The 16,396-nt window shown below is 39.1% G+C and carries 16 protein-coding genes and 1 pseudogene; 5 read left to right on the forward strand and 12 right to left on the reverse strand.

What is annotated here, in order from left to right:
* From B9T27_RS14005 to B9T27_RS14025, 5 genes are all read right to left on the reverse strand, one after another.
* The coding region (locus tag B9T27_RS14005; protein ID WP_228146224.1) for a GTP-binding protein at positions 1–251 on the reverse strand (251 nt) is incomplete at its 3' end.
* A 90-nt stretch (positions 252–341) separates the two neighbouring features.
* A complete protein-coding gene (gene fusA, locus B9T27_RS14010; RefSeq protein WP_086207472.1) occupies positions 342–2,480 on the reverse strand; it encodes an elongation factor G in 2,139 nt (712 codons plus the stop codon).
* Between the two features lie 131 nt (positions 2,481–2,611).
* Positions 2,612–3,082, reverse strand: coding sequence for a 30S ribosomal protein S7 (gene rpsG / locus B9T27_RS14015; RefSeq protein ID WP_016657334.1), 471 nt, complete (start codon positions 3,080–3,082; stop codon positions 2,612–2,614).
* 155 nt (positions 3,083–3,237) lie between these two features.
* Positions 3,238–3,612, reverse strand: a complete 375-nt coding sequence (rpsL, locus tag B9T27_RS14020) for a 30S ribosomal protein S12 (RefSeq protein ID WP_004648013.1) — start codon at positions 3,610–3,612, stop codon at positions 3,238–3,240.
* Between the two features lie 155 nt (positions 3,613–3,767).
* A complete protein-coding gene (locus B9T27_RS14025) occupies positions 3,768–5,195 on the reverse strand; it encodes an EcsC family protein (RefSeq protein ID WP_086207429.1) in 1,428 nt (475 codons plus the stop codon).
* 291 nt (positions 5,196–5,486) lie between these two features.
* On the opposite strand from B9T27_RS14025, the gene B9T27_RS14030 reads away from it, so the two are divergent.
* Positions 5,487–6,716 (forward strand): beta-ketoacyl synthase N-terminal-like domain-containing protein, encoded by a 1,230-nt coding sequence (locus B9T27_RS14030; RefSeq protein WP_086207430.1) that lies wholly within the window; start codon positions 5,487–5,489, stop codon positions 6,714–6,716.
* A gap of 19 nt (positions 6,717–6,735) precedes the next feature.
* Entirely contained in the window at positions 6,736–7,188 is a 453-nt protein-coding gene (gene hemJ / locus B9T27_RS14035) for a protoporphyrinogen oxidase HemJ (RefSeq protein ID WP_086207431.1), read from the forward strand.
* Positions 7,189–7,331: 143 nt separating this feature from the next.
* Here the strand turns inward: hemJ and B9T27_RS14040 are convergent, their stop codons facing one another.
* The 5 genes from B9T27_RS14040 to B9T27_RS14060 form a co-directional block, all read right to left on the reverse strand.
* The gene (locus tag B9T27_RS14040) at positions 7,332–8,435 is read right to left on the reverse strand and encodes an acyltransferase family protein (RefSeq protein ID WP_086207473.1); all 1,104 of its coding nucleotides are present in this window, start codon (positions 8,433–8,435) and stop codon (positions 7,332–7,334) included.
* Between the two features lie 145 nt (positions 8,436–8,580).
* On the reverse strand, positions 8,581–10,014 hold the full coding sequence (locus B9T27_RS14045; protein WP_086207432.1) for an amino acid permease: 1,434 nt from the start codon (positions 10,012–10,014) through the stop codon (positions 8,581–8,583).
* Positions 10,015–10,169: 155 nt separating this feature from the next.
* Positions 10,170–10,529 carry a RidA family protein gene (locus tag B9T27_RS14050; RefSeq protein ID WP_086207433.1) on the reverse strand — a complete coding sequence of 120 codons (360 nt, stop codon included), beginning with the start codon at positions 10,527–10,529 and terminating at the stop codon, positions 10,170–10,172.
* Positions 10,530–10,539: 10 nt separating this feature from the next.
* Positions 10,540–11,640 (reverse strand): alanine racemase, encoded by a 1,101-nt coding sequence (gene alr, locus B9T27_RS14055; protein ID WP_086207434.1) that lies wholly within the window; start codon positions 11,638–11,640, stop codon positions 10,540–10,542.
* 36 nt (positions 11,641–11,676) lie between these two features.
* Positions 11,677–12,936 carry a D-amino acid dehydrogenase gene (locus tag B9T27_RS14060; protein WP_086207435.1) on the reverse strand — a complete coding sequence of 420 codons (1,260 nt, stop codon included), beginning with the start codon at positions 12,934–12,936 and terminating at the stop codon, positions 11,677–11,679.
* A gap of 138 nt (positions 12,937–13,074) precedes the next feature.
* Here B9T27_RS14060 and B9T27_RS14065 point away from each other — a divergent pair, with 138 nt between their 5' ends.
* A complete protein-coding gene (locus B9T27_RS14065) occupies positions 13,075–13,539 on the forward strand; it encodes an Lrp/AsnC ligand binding domain-containing protein (protein WP_086207436.1) in 465 nt (154 codons plus the stop codon).
* Positions 13,540–13,641: 102 nt separating this feature from the next.
* On the opposite strand, the gene B9T27_RS14070 is transcribed toward B9T27_RS14065, so the two are convergent.
* On the reverse strand, positions 13,642–14,289 hold the full coding sequence (locus B9T27_RS14070) for an HAD-IA family hydrolase (RefSeq protein ID WP_086207437.1): 648 nt from the start codon (positions 14,287–14,289) through the stop codon (positions 13,642–13,644).
* A 103-nt stretch (positions 14,290–14,392) separates the two neighbouring features.
* Between B9T27_RS14070 and B9T27_RS14075 the strand changes: the two genes are divergently transcribed.
* Positions 14,393–15,160, forward strand: a complete 768-nt coding sequence (locus tag B9T27_RS14075; RefSeq protein ID WP_086207438.1) for a hydroxymethylpyrimidine/phosphomethylpyrimidine kinase — start codon at positions 14,393–14,395, stop codon at positions 15,158–15,160.
* Between the two features lie 293 nt (positions 15,161–15,453).
* Here the strand turns inward: B9T27_RS14075 and B9T27_RS15170 are convergent.
* A pseudogene (locus B9T27_RS15170) lies at positions 15,454–16,163 on the reverse strand (thiamine pyrophosphate-dependent enzyme); the annotation flags it as partial.
* Between the two features lie 37 nt (positions 16,164–16,200).
* On the opposite strand from B9T27_RS15170, the gene B9T27_RS14085 reads away from it, so the two are divergent.
* Entirely contained in the window at positions 16,201–16,353 is a 153-nt protein-coding gene (locus B9T27_RS14085) for a transposase (RefSeq protein WP_171263411.1), read from the forward strand.
* Positions 16,354–16,396: the final 43 nt, after the last annotated feature.

A 16,396-nucleotide genomic window follows, 5' to 3' on the forward strand; every position in this document is an offset into this window, starting at 1 on the left:
CCTGGGCAGTCTACGTGAGCGTAGTGACGAGCTGGAGAGTCATACTCTACGTGTGAAGTATTAATTGTAATACCACGTGCTTTTTCTTCTGGTGCAGAGTCAATTGCAGCGTAGTCTTTCGCTTCGCCACCGAATTGTTTAGCACATACAGTTGCAATCGCAGCTGTTAAAGTTGTTTTACCATGGTCGACGTGACCAATTGTACCCACGTTTACGTGTGGCTTATTACGTTCAAACTTAGCCTTAGCCATGAGAGCTTCCTTTTTAAACTACCCATGGGTCTCCCCATGAGCATTTGGTTTTTAACTATAAATTAGTTTGGACTAATAGTAATCGAAAGATTACTCGTCGTCACCTCTTTTACCGCCAGTTTGGAACTTAGAAATAATGCCTTCAGCCACGTTACGTGGAGTTTCAGCATATTTAGCAAATTCCATAGAATAAGTCGCACGACCTTGAGACATAGAACGCATTTGAGTCGCGTAACCAAACATCTCAGCCAATGGAACTTCAGCTTTAATCGCTTTAGTACCACCAGGTAAATCCTCCATACCTTGAACCATACCACGACGACGACTTAAGTCACCCATGATATCGCCCATGTAATCTTCTGGAGTTTCAACTTCAACTTTCATGATCGGTTCAAGCAAGATTGGATCTGCTTTCATGAAACCGTCACGGAATGCGTATGAACCAGCCATTTTGAACGATAATTCGTCAGAATCGACATCATGGTAAGAACCATCAAATAATGTCGCTTTGATACCCACAACAGGGTAACCAGCTAATACACCATTCTTCATACGTTCTTGAATACCTTTATCAACCGCGCCGAAGAATTCTTTAGGTACAACACCACCTACAACTTCTTCAACGAATTGGTATTCTTTACCAGCTTCTTCGACACTCATAGGCTCTAAACGAACATATACATGACCGAATTTACCTTTACCACCTGTTTGACGTACGAATTTGCCTTCTTGCTCAACAGTCTTTTTGATTGTTTCGCGGTAAGCTACCATTGGTTTACCAATGTTCGCTTCAACACCAAACTCACGTTTCATACGGTCAACAAGGATGTCAAGGTGAAGCTCACCCATACCAGCAATAATCGTTTGACCAGATTCTTCGTCTGTGCGAACACGGAACGATGGATCTTCTTTTGCTAAACGACCTAGAGCGATAGACATTTTTTCTTGGTCAGCTTTTGTCTTAGGCTCTACAGCTAAAGAAATTACTGGCTCTGGGAATTCCATACGCTCTAGAGTGATGATGTTTTTCTCATCACACAGTGTATCACCAGTTGAAACGTCTTTAAGACCTACACATGCAGCGATATCACCAGCGCGAATTTCTTCAACGTCTTGACGATCATTTGCGTGCATTTGTACGATACGGCCAATACGTTCACGTTTAGATTTAACTGGGTTATAAACTGGGTCACCTTGTTTAAGTACACCAGAATATACACGTACGAAAGTTAAGTTACCTACGAATTTGTCATTCATAATTTTGAATGCAAGTGCAGAGAACGGAGCTTCGTCAGATGCTTCACGAATCGCTTTAGTTTCAGCTTTGTCGTCAAGAATACCTTCGATTGCTTTAACTTCAGTAGGCGATGGTAAGAATTCAATTACAGCATCCAACATACGTTGAACACCTTTGTTTTTGAATGCAGTACCACAAAGCATTGGTTGGATTTCACCAGCCAAAGTTTGTGTACGAATACCAGCAACGATTTGTTCTTTCGACAAGTCGCCGTTGTTTAAGTATTCATCCATCAACTCTTCAGAAGCTTCAGCCGCTGCTTCGATCAAGTTAGTACGCCATTCTTCAGCAGTAGCAACTAGGTCAGCAGGGATTTCGCCATATTCGAATTGCATACCTTGAGATTCTTCATCCCAAATGATTGCTTTCATTTCGATTAGGTCAACAACACCTTGGAAATTTTCTTCAGCACCAATTGGAATAACGACAGGTACAGGATGAGCACCTAAACGTGTACGCATTTGTTCAACAACACGGAAGAAGTTTGCACCAGTACGGTCCATCTTGTTCACGAATGCTAAACGAGGTACTTTATATTTATTTGCTTGACGCCATACAGTTTCAGACTGAGGTTGAACACCACCTACAGCACAGTAAACCATGCACGCACCGTCAAGAACACGCATAGAACGCTCAACTTCGATTGTGAAGTCAACGTGTCCTGGAGTGTCAATTACGTTAATACGGTGTTCTGGGAATTGTTTACCCATACCAGACCAGAAACAAGTTGTAGCAGCAGAAGTAATGGTAATACCACGTTCTTGCTCTTGTTCCATCCAGTCCATTGTTGCTGCACCATCATGTACTTCACCAATTTTGTGAGATACACCTGTGTAGAACAAAATACGTTCAGTAGTCGTGGTTTTACCAGCATCAATGTGAGCTGAGATACCAATGTTACGGTAACGAGAAATTGGGGTTTTACGAGCCATGATTTCTTGCATTCCTAAATTTTGTTGTTTAAAACAGGACGCTTTAAGCTGCATAGCAACTTAAAGCGCTTTGATGACAAATCAGTGAAAACTAACTTGCCATCCTCCTGATTAAGGCCTGTTTTAGCCGATTAGAAACGGTAGTGAGAGAAGGCTTTGTTGGCTTCAGCCATACGATGCACATCTTCACGTTTCTTGATCGCTGAACCTTTACCTTCAGCTGCATCAAGCAACTCACCAGCAAGACGTAAAGCCATAGTTTTTTCAGAACGCTTAGCAGCAGCATCTACTAACCAACGCATAGCTAAGGCAGTACGACGGGATGGGCGTACTTCCATAGGCACTTGATAAGTAGCACCACCAACACGGCGTGCTTTTACTTCGACCATAGGACGAACTTTTTCAAGAGTAGTCTCGAAAAATTCAACTGGGTCTACTTTGTTTTTTTCTTGAACGCGGTCTAAAGCACCGTAAACGATACTTTCAGCAATAGATTTTTTACCATCTTGCATTACGTGGTTCATGAATTTAGCGATTGTTTGGCTGCCGAACTTAGGATCCGGAAGGATTTCACGGGCAGCGACTACGCGACGTCTTGGCATTTTAACACCTAATAATATGACACTTCAGGGTAATCCAGCAGCTTGTACAAGTGTCGTGTACGGTACGCTGGCCTTACTATACGTCGCTTGAATTTCAATAAATTAATGCAGAAATCAGACAAGCGATACGAATACAGCACTTTTATCTTAAGAAATTATTTCTTAGGACGTTTAGTACCGTATTTAGAACGAGATTGGTTACGATCTTTAACACCAGCGCAGTCTAAAGAACCACGAACGGTATGGTAACGTACACCTGGTAAATCTTTAACACGACCACCACGGATAAGAACAACACTGTGCTCTTGTAGGTTATGGCCTTCACCACCGATATAGCTAGAAACTTCAAAACCTGAAGTTAAGCGAACACGGCAAACTTTACGCATTGCTGAGTTAGGTTTTTTAGGTGTAGTTGTGTAAACACGTGTACAAACACCACGACGTTGTGGACAAGCCTTCAACGCAGGAACTTTTGATTTTTCAATCAAAGTCGTACGACCCTTACGGATCAACTGATTTGTTGTTGCCATTTGGCAAATCTCCCGTTAATAAAAAGCCCCAAAAAATACCAATTTTTGAGGGCATACAATTGTAAGCGAAGAAGTATAAATGGTCAACATTCGACATGTATCAAATATCGACCATTACAATAAGGTCACATCACCTTACTTTAAGTAAATTAAAATTAGCTTTTACTGTTTTCTGATTCAACGCTAGAAGCGGCAGCCTTAGTTTTATCGGTTGATTTACGTGGTGCTCTTTTCTTTTTCACTACTGATGTTGTAATAACACTATTATCTAGAGTTTGTAATGATGTGTCTTTCACCATTTTTTCTTGTTCTAAATCAGATGCATTTTCTACTTTTATCTGATTTTTAGCATCACTAACAGACGCTACAGCCAAGCGTTGCAAATCGTCATGTACTTGTTGCTCTACATTGTCGATTGTATTTTCAATAGTCGGTTTTTTTCCTATTTTAATATCGACGATAGCCACATTTTCGACAGGATTAGCCAATTTAATCTCTGGCTCTACTGCTGCAATATTTTGATGTGACACAGGACTAATTTGTACCAGCATCTGTTCTGCTTTTTCATAGGCAGATAAAGTATCTATATTTTGATTCGGATGCTGTATTAAAAATTGACGAGCTTGTGAAAATACCAGCTGTGCTTTATCTGTTGCATCATCCACCAATTTCCAACTATATAGGGCACTAATGCCCATGCCAGCTAAAGGGCTCAATTTTGAAAAAATATGTAATTGTGGCAAATGATTTAACCAAGCCCACTTAAATGAACCATCTTCTTGAGTAATCCATTTTTTTAATAACTCAGCATCATTTGCAGAACCGAGTAAATTTTGTAATTGATTAACATCATGACTTTGTAACACATTTGAGAAAGTGCGTACCGCCACAAGTAGCGCCTGTTTTTCAGCGACAGACCCCATATCTATTTGCTTAAAGATATATTCCACCACAGCATGATCTTCAGTTTTGAGTTCAAAACCATAAGCATGACCCGTTTGATACACACTGCGCAGCGCCAATGCCAAAGATGTGGGTACATCAATTGCTGCACCAATCACCCCTGTTCCACCTGTTAACACTCCTTGGATAGAGGCAATAATTTTATTTTGATTGGCTAAAGCCATACTAATGCGCTGTGCACGTTCAGGGTCTTTCGCTAACTCCTCTAAGCTTTTAGCCCCAACCTCTTTAAGTATTGCATCAACCGAGCTCAACTCAGAAACAAAATCATTGAGTTTCTCAAAGAAATAATCTGCCAATTTGTCATTCAAATTTGGAGAAATAAAAGAAGCAATATGATTGATTTTTTTATAATGACGCCCCAGCAACTGACTCGACATTTGTGGCAAATGTTCTCGCATCATCTGCTGCGGATTGGCATAGGTTTTTTTCTCAAAAGCACCTTTCTCACGAGCTGTACCTTGGATCACTTGGTTATCGGTAAAGCCAGGTGATAATCTGTTTACACTGCTTGGTGTAACATGGTTCAAGACACTTAAGCCGGTATGACTGAGCTTTTTAGCCACTCCAAACACATTAGAAATTAATCTGCTCGATTGTTTATTATTAGAATTTGCCATTGATCGCCCTTGTTCTATGTCTTTGTCATTTATTATGAATACTAGGTGTAGTCTCGATTTAAGACAACTTTAATATGTATCTTTTAGTTTTAATCGCGTGAACAAATTCACCTGTATTGCTTTTCAACATCAGGCATAGATTTGCCATAAGAATTCAAAATTCTTTCTGCTATGATGAACATCATTTCAAATTAAAGTCAGCTTTACCAAAGTTGTCTTGGTATTCAATACAATATCCTGACGATCACGCTGAAGCAACTTAAAAACCATCACCATATAAGGGATCTGTAGATGAAACGTGTTGTAATCACTGGTATGGGTATTAACTCATGTATTGGTAACTCACTTGAGACTGTTACTCATTCTTTACAAAACGGGATTTCAGGGACACGCCACAATCCAACATATGCTGAACTAAATTTTAAAAGCCATGTAAGTGCTGCAGCAGAACAAGAATTTGACCATATTGATCGTAAACTAAAACGCTTCATGGGCGTATGTGCCATGTATGCTTATAATGCAGCAGCTGCTGCAGTCGAACATGCGGGATTAACAGCAGAGCAACTTGCGGGTAATCCTCGTTATGGTATCGCTGGTGGCTCAGGTGGTGGTTCAACTGCCTCTGTCATCGAAATGAAAGAACTACTAGACAGCAAAGGTGCGCGTAAAGTAGGTCCATTTTTTGTACCTCGTAATATGTCAAACACCATTACTGCGAACGTTGGTGTTGCCTTTAAATTACAGGGTATCGCACACTCAATTACGAGTGCTTGTGCCACCTCTGCTGATGCCATTGGTTATGCTTACAATCTCATCCAAATGGGTAAACAAGATTTAATGCTTGCTGGTGGTGGTGAAGAAGATCACTGGTCACAAAGCTTATTGTTTGATGCAATGGGTGCCCTTTGTTCTAAATACAACGATACTCCTGAAAAAGCTTCTCGTCCGTATTCTGCTGACCGTGATGGTTTTGTCATTGCTGGTGGTGGTGGTTTTGTTATCCTTGAATCACTTGAACATGCGCAAGCACGTGGTGCCAATATTATCGCTGAAGTAGTTGGTTATGCAGCCAATTCTGATGGCGCAGATATGGTTGCGCCAAGTGGTGAAGGCGCAACACGCTGTATTCTAATGGCTTTAGAAGAAGCGAAACAACATGGCGTAGATCAAATTGACTATGTAAATACACACGGTACTTCTACGCCTGCTGGTGATATTACTGAACTGCAAGCCATGGGGCGTGCATTTGGTGAAGGTCACGTACCACCATTAAGCTCAACCAAATCTATGACTGGTCATAGCTTAGGTGCAGCGGGTGTCCAAGAAGCAATTTATTCTATTTTAATGATGCAAAATGACTTTATTGCACCGAACATCAATGTAACTGAACTTGATGAAGGCACCCAAGGTTATGACATCGTACTTGAAAAACGTGATGCAAAACTGAATACTGTAATGAGTAACAGTTTTGGTTTTGGCGGTGTAAATGCCTGCCTCGTATTCAAGAAATGGGATGCATAATCCCTAAATAGGATTTCCGATGGATGCACCTTCTGATGCTTTTTTGTGGGTAAAAGCATTACATATTATTGCAGTAGTGTGTTGGTTTGCAGCATTATTCTACTTACCACGCTTATTTGTTTATCATGCAATGAGTGATGATGCTGTCAGTCATCAACGTTTCGAAGTTATGGAGCGTAAGTTGTACCGCGGTATTATGTGGCCTGCTATGCTTGCCACCCTCATCACGGCACACTTTTTAGTCGATTGGGGTGATGCCACGCGTCACTACCATGAAGCGACATGGTTTTACCTCAAAGTGGGTTTAGTTGGTTTGTTAGTGATTTACCATTTTGTCTGTGGTTATTATCGTAAAAAACTGATTGGCAATGCACATTACAAGTCACATAAGTTCTGGCGTTATTTTAATGAGCTGCCAACTCTGATTTTATTTGCAGTGGTAATTCTAGTTGTGGTCAAACCACAGTTTTGATGTATGATTTTATTCCAAATAAAAAGCCTCCTTTCGGAGGTTTTTTATTTCCTTAGCTGGAAACTTTATACTTGAAAAATAAATTATCTTTTTATGTCATCTTCATTGGTTAAGTCAAAATGATATTCTACTGGTTACAAACCTTATTTTATAAATCGCTGTCGAATGATTAAATTTAATGGCGTTGAATAGTATTTTTCAATCGCCCAACTCAATATAAACGTCGCCATAAAAAAGATCGGTAACAACATCAATTTTTCAGTCGGTAATGCCTCTTTAGGAAAATAAAAAACCTTCAATAGACCTAAAACAATCAAATGAAATAAATATATTTCATAACTACGCTGTCCAATCCAGACCATTCCTTTAGAAATTTTCAATGGCGTCTCTGCTTGAGGATTTTGTGCAAAACAAAAAATCAATACCGCAGATAACAAGGCAAAAATACTGATACCCCATGTACTGACTTCTTTAATTGGCGCATACAAATAAAGACCTATCATCAGTAAAGAAATAAACACAATAAGCAACTGCTTAAATTTTCCATTCCACTGATACTTTTGCGCAATCAACGCTGTTAAACAACCTATCGCGATTCCATCAAAACTGGAAAAATAATGATAAAGGTATGCACCGCTTTCCTCAGCAAAATGTACCGCGCGAAAATACGGCGCATAATAAATTATGGCCAGTAGCAACAAAATAAAACCTTTACCACGTCCCAACAACACACATAGCAGTGGAAAAGCTAAATAAAAAACCTCTTCAACCGACAGCGACCACAACACACCCAAGGCATAATTCACCCAACCGTACTTAATAATTAAGATATTCATCCAAAATGTAAAAGCCGACAGTACAGTGAGACCATAAGAGACTTCCATGTCATTTGGAGTCTGATTTAAAAAAGGTTTTAAACCTAAACTTCCTAAAATAGTGACCAGTACCACAAGTAAAATCAAACATGGAATAATTCTAGCAATACGGCGAATATAGAAATCTTTTACTTTAATTTTTGCTAATACTTGTTCTCTTTTTAGGGTATGTTGGGTAATCAAAAAACCTGAAATTACAAAGAATATGGTCACACCATAATTACCATTTCGAGCAATGAGCTGACTTAGACTTTCTCCAAAAACCTGTATCCCTAAAAAAGTATCCTGTAATTTATAAGGAATATTAAAATGATGTAAAAGAACCAAAAGAATAGCAACACCACGCAGTACATCAATTTTATAATTTCGCATGCAATACATTTTAATTTTAAGTCGCTATTATTAAATGATATTCCTAGACAAATGTCAGTTTTATAATTTTAATGATTTGTTATCTATCGCAAAAAAAAAGAGCTTATTATTAAATAAGCTCCTTTTTAAAATCTTAATTAAGAGTTTATTTGAATTCTTGATTAAATTTTTTCATTCGTGGCTTATACAAAATACGATAAGTTACCGCCAAAATAATCAACCATAATGGGCTCACAATTAAGGCCTTCAAGGTGTCTGGCTCTAAGCTTAAAATGACCAATGTAAATGCTAAGAAAATTAGTACCACATAAGACATCCATACACCACCAGGCATTTTAAATGTTGATTTTGCATGCAGCTCAGGACGCAATTTACGATAGCGTATATAGCACACCATGATAATGCTCCAAATGCTAATAAACAAAATCACACATAAAGAACTTGCCAGAGTAAATGCTTCAACGGTATTCGGTACAAAGTACTGCAATGCTGCACCCGCCATAATAAAGCCGCATGAAAATAACAAACCCTTTGCAGGTACTGCACGACTAGATAGCTCTGCCAATTTTGCAGGTGCTTGCCCTTCTTTTGCTAAGCCAAACAACATCCGACTGGTAGAAAATACACCGCTATTCATAGATGACATGACTGAGGACAAGACAACAAGGTTCATAATTAACGCAGCACCACCAATTCCCGCATGTAAAAACAGCGTAACGAATGGGCTTTGATCTGCAGGAATTTCTGTCCATGGCGTTACTGACATCACAATGAATAATGCCAGTACATAAAATAAGATAATTCGGGTCGGAATAGCATTCACAGCTTTAGGGAGATTTTTTTCAGGATCTTTGGTTTCTGCTGCCATCGTACCAATCAGCTCAACACCGACAAAGGCAAATAAAGCGATTTGGAAGCCTGCGAGGAAACCACTTGCACCTTTGGGAAACATACCTCCATGCGACCATACATTACTGAAACTAGCTACAGAACCACTTGGCGCTTGAAAATGGCTAAAGACCATGAATCCACCAATCCCAATCAAACCGACAATGGCTAAAATTTTAATTAGTGCAAACCAGAATTCAATTTCACCAAACAGTTTAACGGTAAGAAGGTTAATCCCTAATACAAAGATGACACAACCAGCACTAATCAGTGCCTGCCCCATGGGCGTAAATGCCATTCCTTCGGGCAACCAAAAATTTAAATAATTAATAATGGCTGCTAAATCTGCTATACCGACTAAAACCCAACCTAACCAATATGACCATCCAATATAGTAACCCGCGCCCGGTCCGATTAAATCATGGGCCATATCAATGAACGATTTATAATGTAAGTTCGACAGTAAAATTTCACCTAATGCACGCATCAGGAAAAAGAACATACCGCCAATAATCATATAAATGATTAAGATTGAAGGCCCTGCTAGAGAAATTGTTTTCCCTGAACCCATAAAGAGTCCAGTTCCTATCGCACCACCAATGGCAATTAACTGTAAATGACGGTTTGATAATTTTCGCTGAAGCTCATGGGGCGAAGATTGTGCATCTTCGTGCTGACTTGACGTGGTCATAAAATATCCTTTTTAACATATCCTTCAACAGGTAAATCATGCTTATGGCGTTTGAGCTTTCTACTCAATTTGATTTACCTGTCTAAGAATGAAAAGAAATGGGTAACATTTCATCTTCATTCTGAGTGTTTTATTTGTTTCTCAACAACACCACTTTACTTTTGTGCTGCTGTTACTGCGATTTCAATGAGCCAATTCGGGTTAACCAAATCTGCTTGAATTGTAGCGCGAGAAGGTGCCACACAACCTTGTAACCAGTCAATCCAAATCGCATTCACTGTCGCAAAATCAGGTAAATTTTTTAAATAAATTTGGGCAGACAATAATCGTGTCTTATCGGTATTGGCTAATGCCAACAATTCATCAATAGTCGCTAAGATTTCACGCGTTTGCCCAGCAACATCTACATCTGTATTTTTTGGCACTTGGCCTGATAAATACACCACTTGGTTAAACACAGTTACAGCACTCATGACTTCATTGCTGTTAATCTTTTGGATATCATTGTTTGACATGGTTATGTCCTTATTCTTGATTGATAAAATTGACACGTGCAGTAACTGCACACATCAGTTCGTAGCCAATTGTTCCTGAACTTGCAGCGACTTCATCTATCGGGAGAATAGTTCCATTTGAAGATTTACCCCAAAGTACCACCTCACTCCCAACCACAGCATCCTTCACATGTGAGATATCGACTGCAAGCATATCCATACTGATACGCCCAATAATTTTGCTACGAATCGAGTTGACCAGTACAGGCGTTCCAGTCGGTGAAACCCGTGGATATCCATCTGCATAACCGCAAGCCACAATACCTATTTTCATGGCATGCTCTGCAATAAAAGTAGAGCCATAACCTACACTGTCATGATTTTTAAGCTCTTGGATTGCAATAATTTCACTGCGTAAGCTCATAGTCGGTTGCAAATCCCAATCTTGAGCCGTATGTATCGGATAATCAGGTGAGCTGCCGTAAAGCATAATGCCACTACGCACTGTATCGGAATGCAATTCAGGATGCCTGAGAATCGCGGCACTATTGCAAATCGTGCTTTCGCCAGGTAAGTCTCGAATGGTTTCTTCAAAAATGGTATATTGATAGTCAATCCCAGATTCACCAAAGCGTTGATTGTCTGCATCAGAGAAATGCATCATATGCGTAATGGTTTGAATTTGATCCAGCTGATTTAATCTTTCCCAAGCTGCTTGATAATGCTCTGGATGGAAGCCTAAACGGTTCATCCCACTATTCATTTTTAAATAAACATCAAAATGAGCGGCTCTCGAAAATTGTTCAACCCAGTTGAGTTGATGTTCACTATGAATGGTAAAACTCAAATTTAAATCAAGGCAATCCTGTAGATCTTGTGCAGAAAAAATTCCTTCCAATAATAAAATTGGACCTGCCCAACCCAATGTGCGCAATCGTCTAGCTTCAGCAATATCCAACAACGCAAAACCATCTGCTGTTTGAAAGGATGGATAGACATGTTCAATACCGTGACCATAAGCATTGGCTTTGACCACTGCAAACACCTTGCTATTTGGCATATGCTGTTTTGCAATACTTAAATTGTGCTGCAGTGCTTCGTTATGAATCACTGCAGTAATTGGACGTGGCATTTTATTCTTCCTTGAATTGTTAAATCTAAACCTTTTTTAAGCAGCGTGTGGATAGCGCTTAATCGACAATCCATCCGTACTAATATCTGGCGTATGATTCATCACTAGGTCACTAATTAACTTGCCCGAGCCACAAGCCATAGTCCAACCTAAAGTACCATGCCCTGTATTCAGGAATAAATTTTTATAACCTGTTGCACCAATGATCGGTGTACTGTCAGGCGTCATTGGACGTAACCCTGTCCAGAAAGAAGCTTGAGCTAGATCACCACCAGGAAATAAGTCTTGAGTGACCATTTCCAAAGTTGCACGACGGTCTGTATTTAAACCATGATTAAATCCACTCAGCTCAGCCATACCACCAACACGAATACGTTGATCAAAACGCGTAATCGCAATTTTGTAGGTCTCATCCAATACGGTAGATTGTGGTGCGAAAGCAGGATCAATAATAGGTATGGTCAATGAATAACCTTTGACTGGATACACTGGTAAATTCAAATTGAGTGGTTTGAGGAAGTCACGAGAGTAACTACCAAATGCCAAGACGTAACGATCCGCAGTTAAAACTTTGCCATCGACCACAACACCTTTAATTTCATCGCCTTCAACGACAAGTCGTTCAACATTTTGGTTAAATTTGAAATCAACACCTAAGCCTTTGGCCAAATCGGCTAAAGCATTAGTGAACATGTAGCAGTCACCTGTTTCATCATTCGGCAAGTGTAATCCACCGACCAATTTATCTTTGGCATATTCTAACGCAGGTTCTACTTTGGCAAGCTCATCTTTAAGTAACAGTTCATAATCGACACCGCACTCTTTAAGCACTTGAATATCACGTTGTACAGCGTCAAGTTGAGCTTCATTACGGAAGACTTGTAAGGTACCTTTAGAACGATGCTCGTAACTAATACCAGTATCTTTTCTCAACTCTCTTAAACAATCACGGCTATACTCGGCAACACGTGTCATACGCTCTTTATTAATAGCATAACTATTTGGATTGCAATTTTTAAGCATTTGCGCCATCCAATTCAACTGCCAAATACTGCCATCAATATTAATGGCAAGTGGCGCATGATGTTGGAACATCCACTTAACAGCTTTAAAAGGAATACCTGGTGCAGCCCAAGGAGTAGAATATCCTGGTGAAATTTGTCCTGCATTACCAAAACTGGTTTCTTCTGCAGGGCCAGATTGGCGATCTAAAACAGTGACCGTTGCTCCCTGTTGCGCTAGGTAATACGCACTTGCAACACCAATAACACCACTACCTAAGACAATTACACGCATCGCTCTTCCTTTACGTATATTTAGTTTATTTAACTAGTATATTTTGCAATAAATAGTTTTTTTCACTCTTTTAAGCACTATAATGTAGTTTAATTAATAAATTAATTATGAAAAAATGCTAAAAAAAGGAAAAAACTGATGCGTAAATTAGATCGAATTGATCATCAGATTTTAGAGATCTTGCAACGTGATGGGCGGATTGCAATTAGTGAGTTGGCATCTCGGGTTAATTTATCCACAACACCCTGTTCTGAACGAGTCAAGCGCTTAGAACGTGAAGGGATTATTATGGGCTACTATGCTCGACTTAATCCTGAACTGGTGAATCGTAGTTTATTGGTTTTTTTAGAAATTAAATTATCGGCGAAATCTGGTGATGTTTTTGATCAAGTGGCCCGCGACCTTGTAGAAATTCCTGAAGTATTAGAATGTCACTTGATTTCTGGTGAGTTTGATTATTTAGTCAAAGCACGCCTGAAAGAAATGAGTGCCTATCGTCGACTATTGGGTGATTTACTTAAAAAACTACCGTCCTCTGCATCATCACATAGCTATATTGTGATGGAAGAAGTGAAAGAAACCTTATATTTAGATCTGGGATAAAATTGAAGACCTTTTTCCAAAAATCTTCAACTTTATCCGTATTAAAAGCACTTTAAAATACTGTTAGCTTTTCAACACCCACCGTATATCAACGTAAAATGACTAGTCTAAATGATTCAAAATCTCTGAAAACTGTTGAATTCGCGCTTTCGGTTTTGCTTCATCTAATTCTGCTTTTGAACCATATCCATATTCAACTGCAATCGTTTCAATACTATTACGACGCGCACCCAAAATATCATGCTCACGATCACCAACCATTAAACATTCAGATGCATTTAACTGTTCCTTTTGAAGGATATATTCAATCAAATCGCCTTTATTGGTTCGTTCACCGTTTAATTCGCTACCATATGGATAAATAAAATATTTCAATAAATCAAAATGATCTAAAATCTGTCGTGCGTAAACTTCAGGTTTAGCAGTTGCTAAAAATAGACGATATCCTTTGTTTTGTAAGGTTGCTAAAGTTTTTGCAACATCATCAAACACATGATTTTCAAACAAACCAGTGACTGCAAAACGTTCGCGATAGCCCAATAAAGCCTGCTCAGCTAACACATCAGTGACCTCAACTTTGAGTAATTTTGCCAAAGAGGCTTTTAATGGTGGACCAATAATCCAGTCGATATTTTCACTTTCAGGAATAGGATGCCCAATTTTTTCTAAGCCATAGCGAGCCGAAGTAGTAATGCCCACTTTCGGATCTGTCAATGTTCCATCTAAATCAATCAAAATATTCTTAATCACACACTGACCCTTTGCTACATCATTTGCTTTAAAGAAATTACTATCGAGAGTTCTTTCAAAGTTGCCTATACTAACGCAAATTTTATATCATAAGGACATCATTGTGCGCCCTACTGTACTTTGTTTTTCTGGCTTAGATCCTTCAGGTGGTGCTGGTTTACAAGCAGATATTGAAGCTATTGGTCAGAGTGGAGCACATGCTGCAATTGCCTGCACTGCGCTCACCATTCAAAATTCACAACAAGTATTTGGATTTGAAGCCACCTCTAAAGCGGTGCTTTTGGCTCAAGCCAATGCAATAGTTGGTGATTTACCAATTAAATGTGTGAAGTCTGGAATGTTAGGCACTACCGATAATATTGCTGCTTTAGCTGAATTTTTAGGTGAGCATCCCGATTATCTGTATGTACTCGATCCTGTTTTAGTTGCCAATAGCGGGGGATCATTGGGTAATCAAGAAACATTAGTCAAAGCTTTTGTAGAACTTGTTCCTTTAGCCACGGTTATCACCCCAAATACCGTTGAACTACGTGCTTTAACAGGTGAACATGAATTACAGAAAGCAACAGCCAAGCTCTTTGAAATGGGCGCACAAGCTGTTTTAGTCAAAGGTGGACATGAAGATACACCTGACTATATTCGCAACTCTTTATATATCAATGGTGAATTAGTTTCTGAAACTCAATGCCAGCGCTTAGCAGGTGAATATCACGGTTCAGGATGTTCATTAGCAAGTTTTATTGCAGGTCGACTGGCACAAGGTGATGAATTAAAAGTAGCAGTTAATCATGCTGAAGCATGGTTGTTTGGCGTACTCAAAAATGCTGAAAGTCCTGTACCAAATGGGCAAAAAATTCCAAAGCGATTCTAGTTTTGAATACCATTCAAGTTTTATCCATATGATGGGATGACACTTGAAAAATCCAGAATCAAGATGGAATGCTTTCCAACAACTGAGCTGTAAATTTAATCGGTATCCTAGATCACAATTAAATTTACAGCGATTAAAGCCATCTGCCACAAGCGCCCAATAACGAGTTCTTCACATGATTATATGCGAGGCTAGGTCGCTATTGATCAACTCTAAAATGACATAGATTAAAATCAGAAACTGTGAATAAATAAAAAGCTCATCTCAAGATTAGCCTAATAAATACAATATTTTTACTTCATAAAATTATTGACTACTAAATTTTTTATATCATCCACACGTCCAGCCATTAAGGCTTTAATCGCATAGATTGAAGTAGACTTGACTTAGATGTGGGTCAGGTGACATCACCAACTCCATTAGATTAGTATGTATTTTAACAATGCAGGACCCTTATGCTGCAGTAATTTCTCAACCACGACCTCTAAGCCCTCACCCGTCGTTTGAGTCACTCCATACAATCCAATAACTTCAGCAAGTTTTCCAAAATCAGGATTGAGTAAATCGTTGTAATCATTCAGTAAACTTTCTGCTTAAGCTCCACAAAGTTCAATGAACTATTATTCAAAACGATAATTTTGATAGGTCATTTTTCTTGAATCGTGGTGAGTAAATCACCCAATGACATGGCTAAACCACCATCACCGCCAATCGCGATGACTTGACGATTTGGAAATGCTTTTTGAATACCCAAAGCTTTAGGCATAGCATTGGCCATAGTTCCATGTAACAAACTGCGTTTACCATTGGCATCAATATGACGTACTAGCCAAACCAGCTGTGATCCGCCATCACCAGTAAAAACTACATCATCCTCTGCATATTTGTTCAGTAAAGAAATTAAATATTGAGGATGAATCAAGCCTCCTTTGCCCACCCTTTCTTCTTTATAGCGTGCCTGATCACTGACTTTTTTAAGTTCCAAGCATTGATCTAAAAAACTGATACTTTGCTTAAGTTCTTGGGTTGAGCATGATTTATTGCCGAAATTAAAAGAAAAAAGTGTTTTTATCATGGACAATGCAACGCTTCATAAAGGTAAAACATTGCAAGAGTTACTCCAGAAAGTAGGTCATTACCTTGTATGGCTACCCAAATATAGCCCTGACTTAAATCCAAGTAAAAAAATGTGAGCTCAAGTAAAATCGGTTAGGAAAAAATTTAGGGTAAAGATAT

Origin of the sequence: Acinetobacter sp. ANC 4648 (genome assembly GCF_002135345.1) — a bacterium.
Taxonomy (GTDB): Bacteria; Pseudomonadota; Gammaproteobacteria; order Pseudomonadales; family Moraxellaceae; genus Acinetobacter.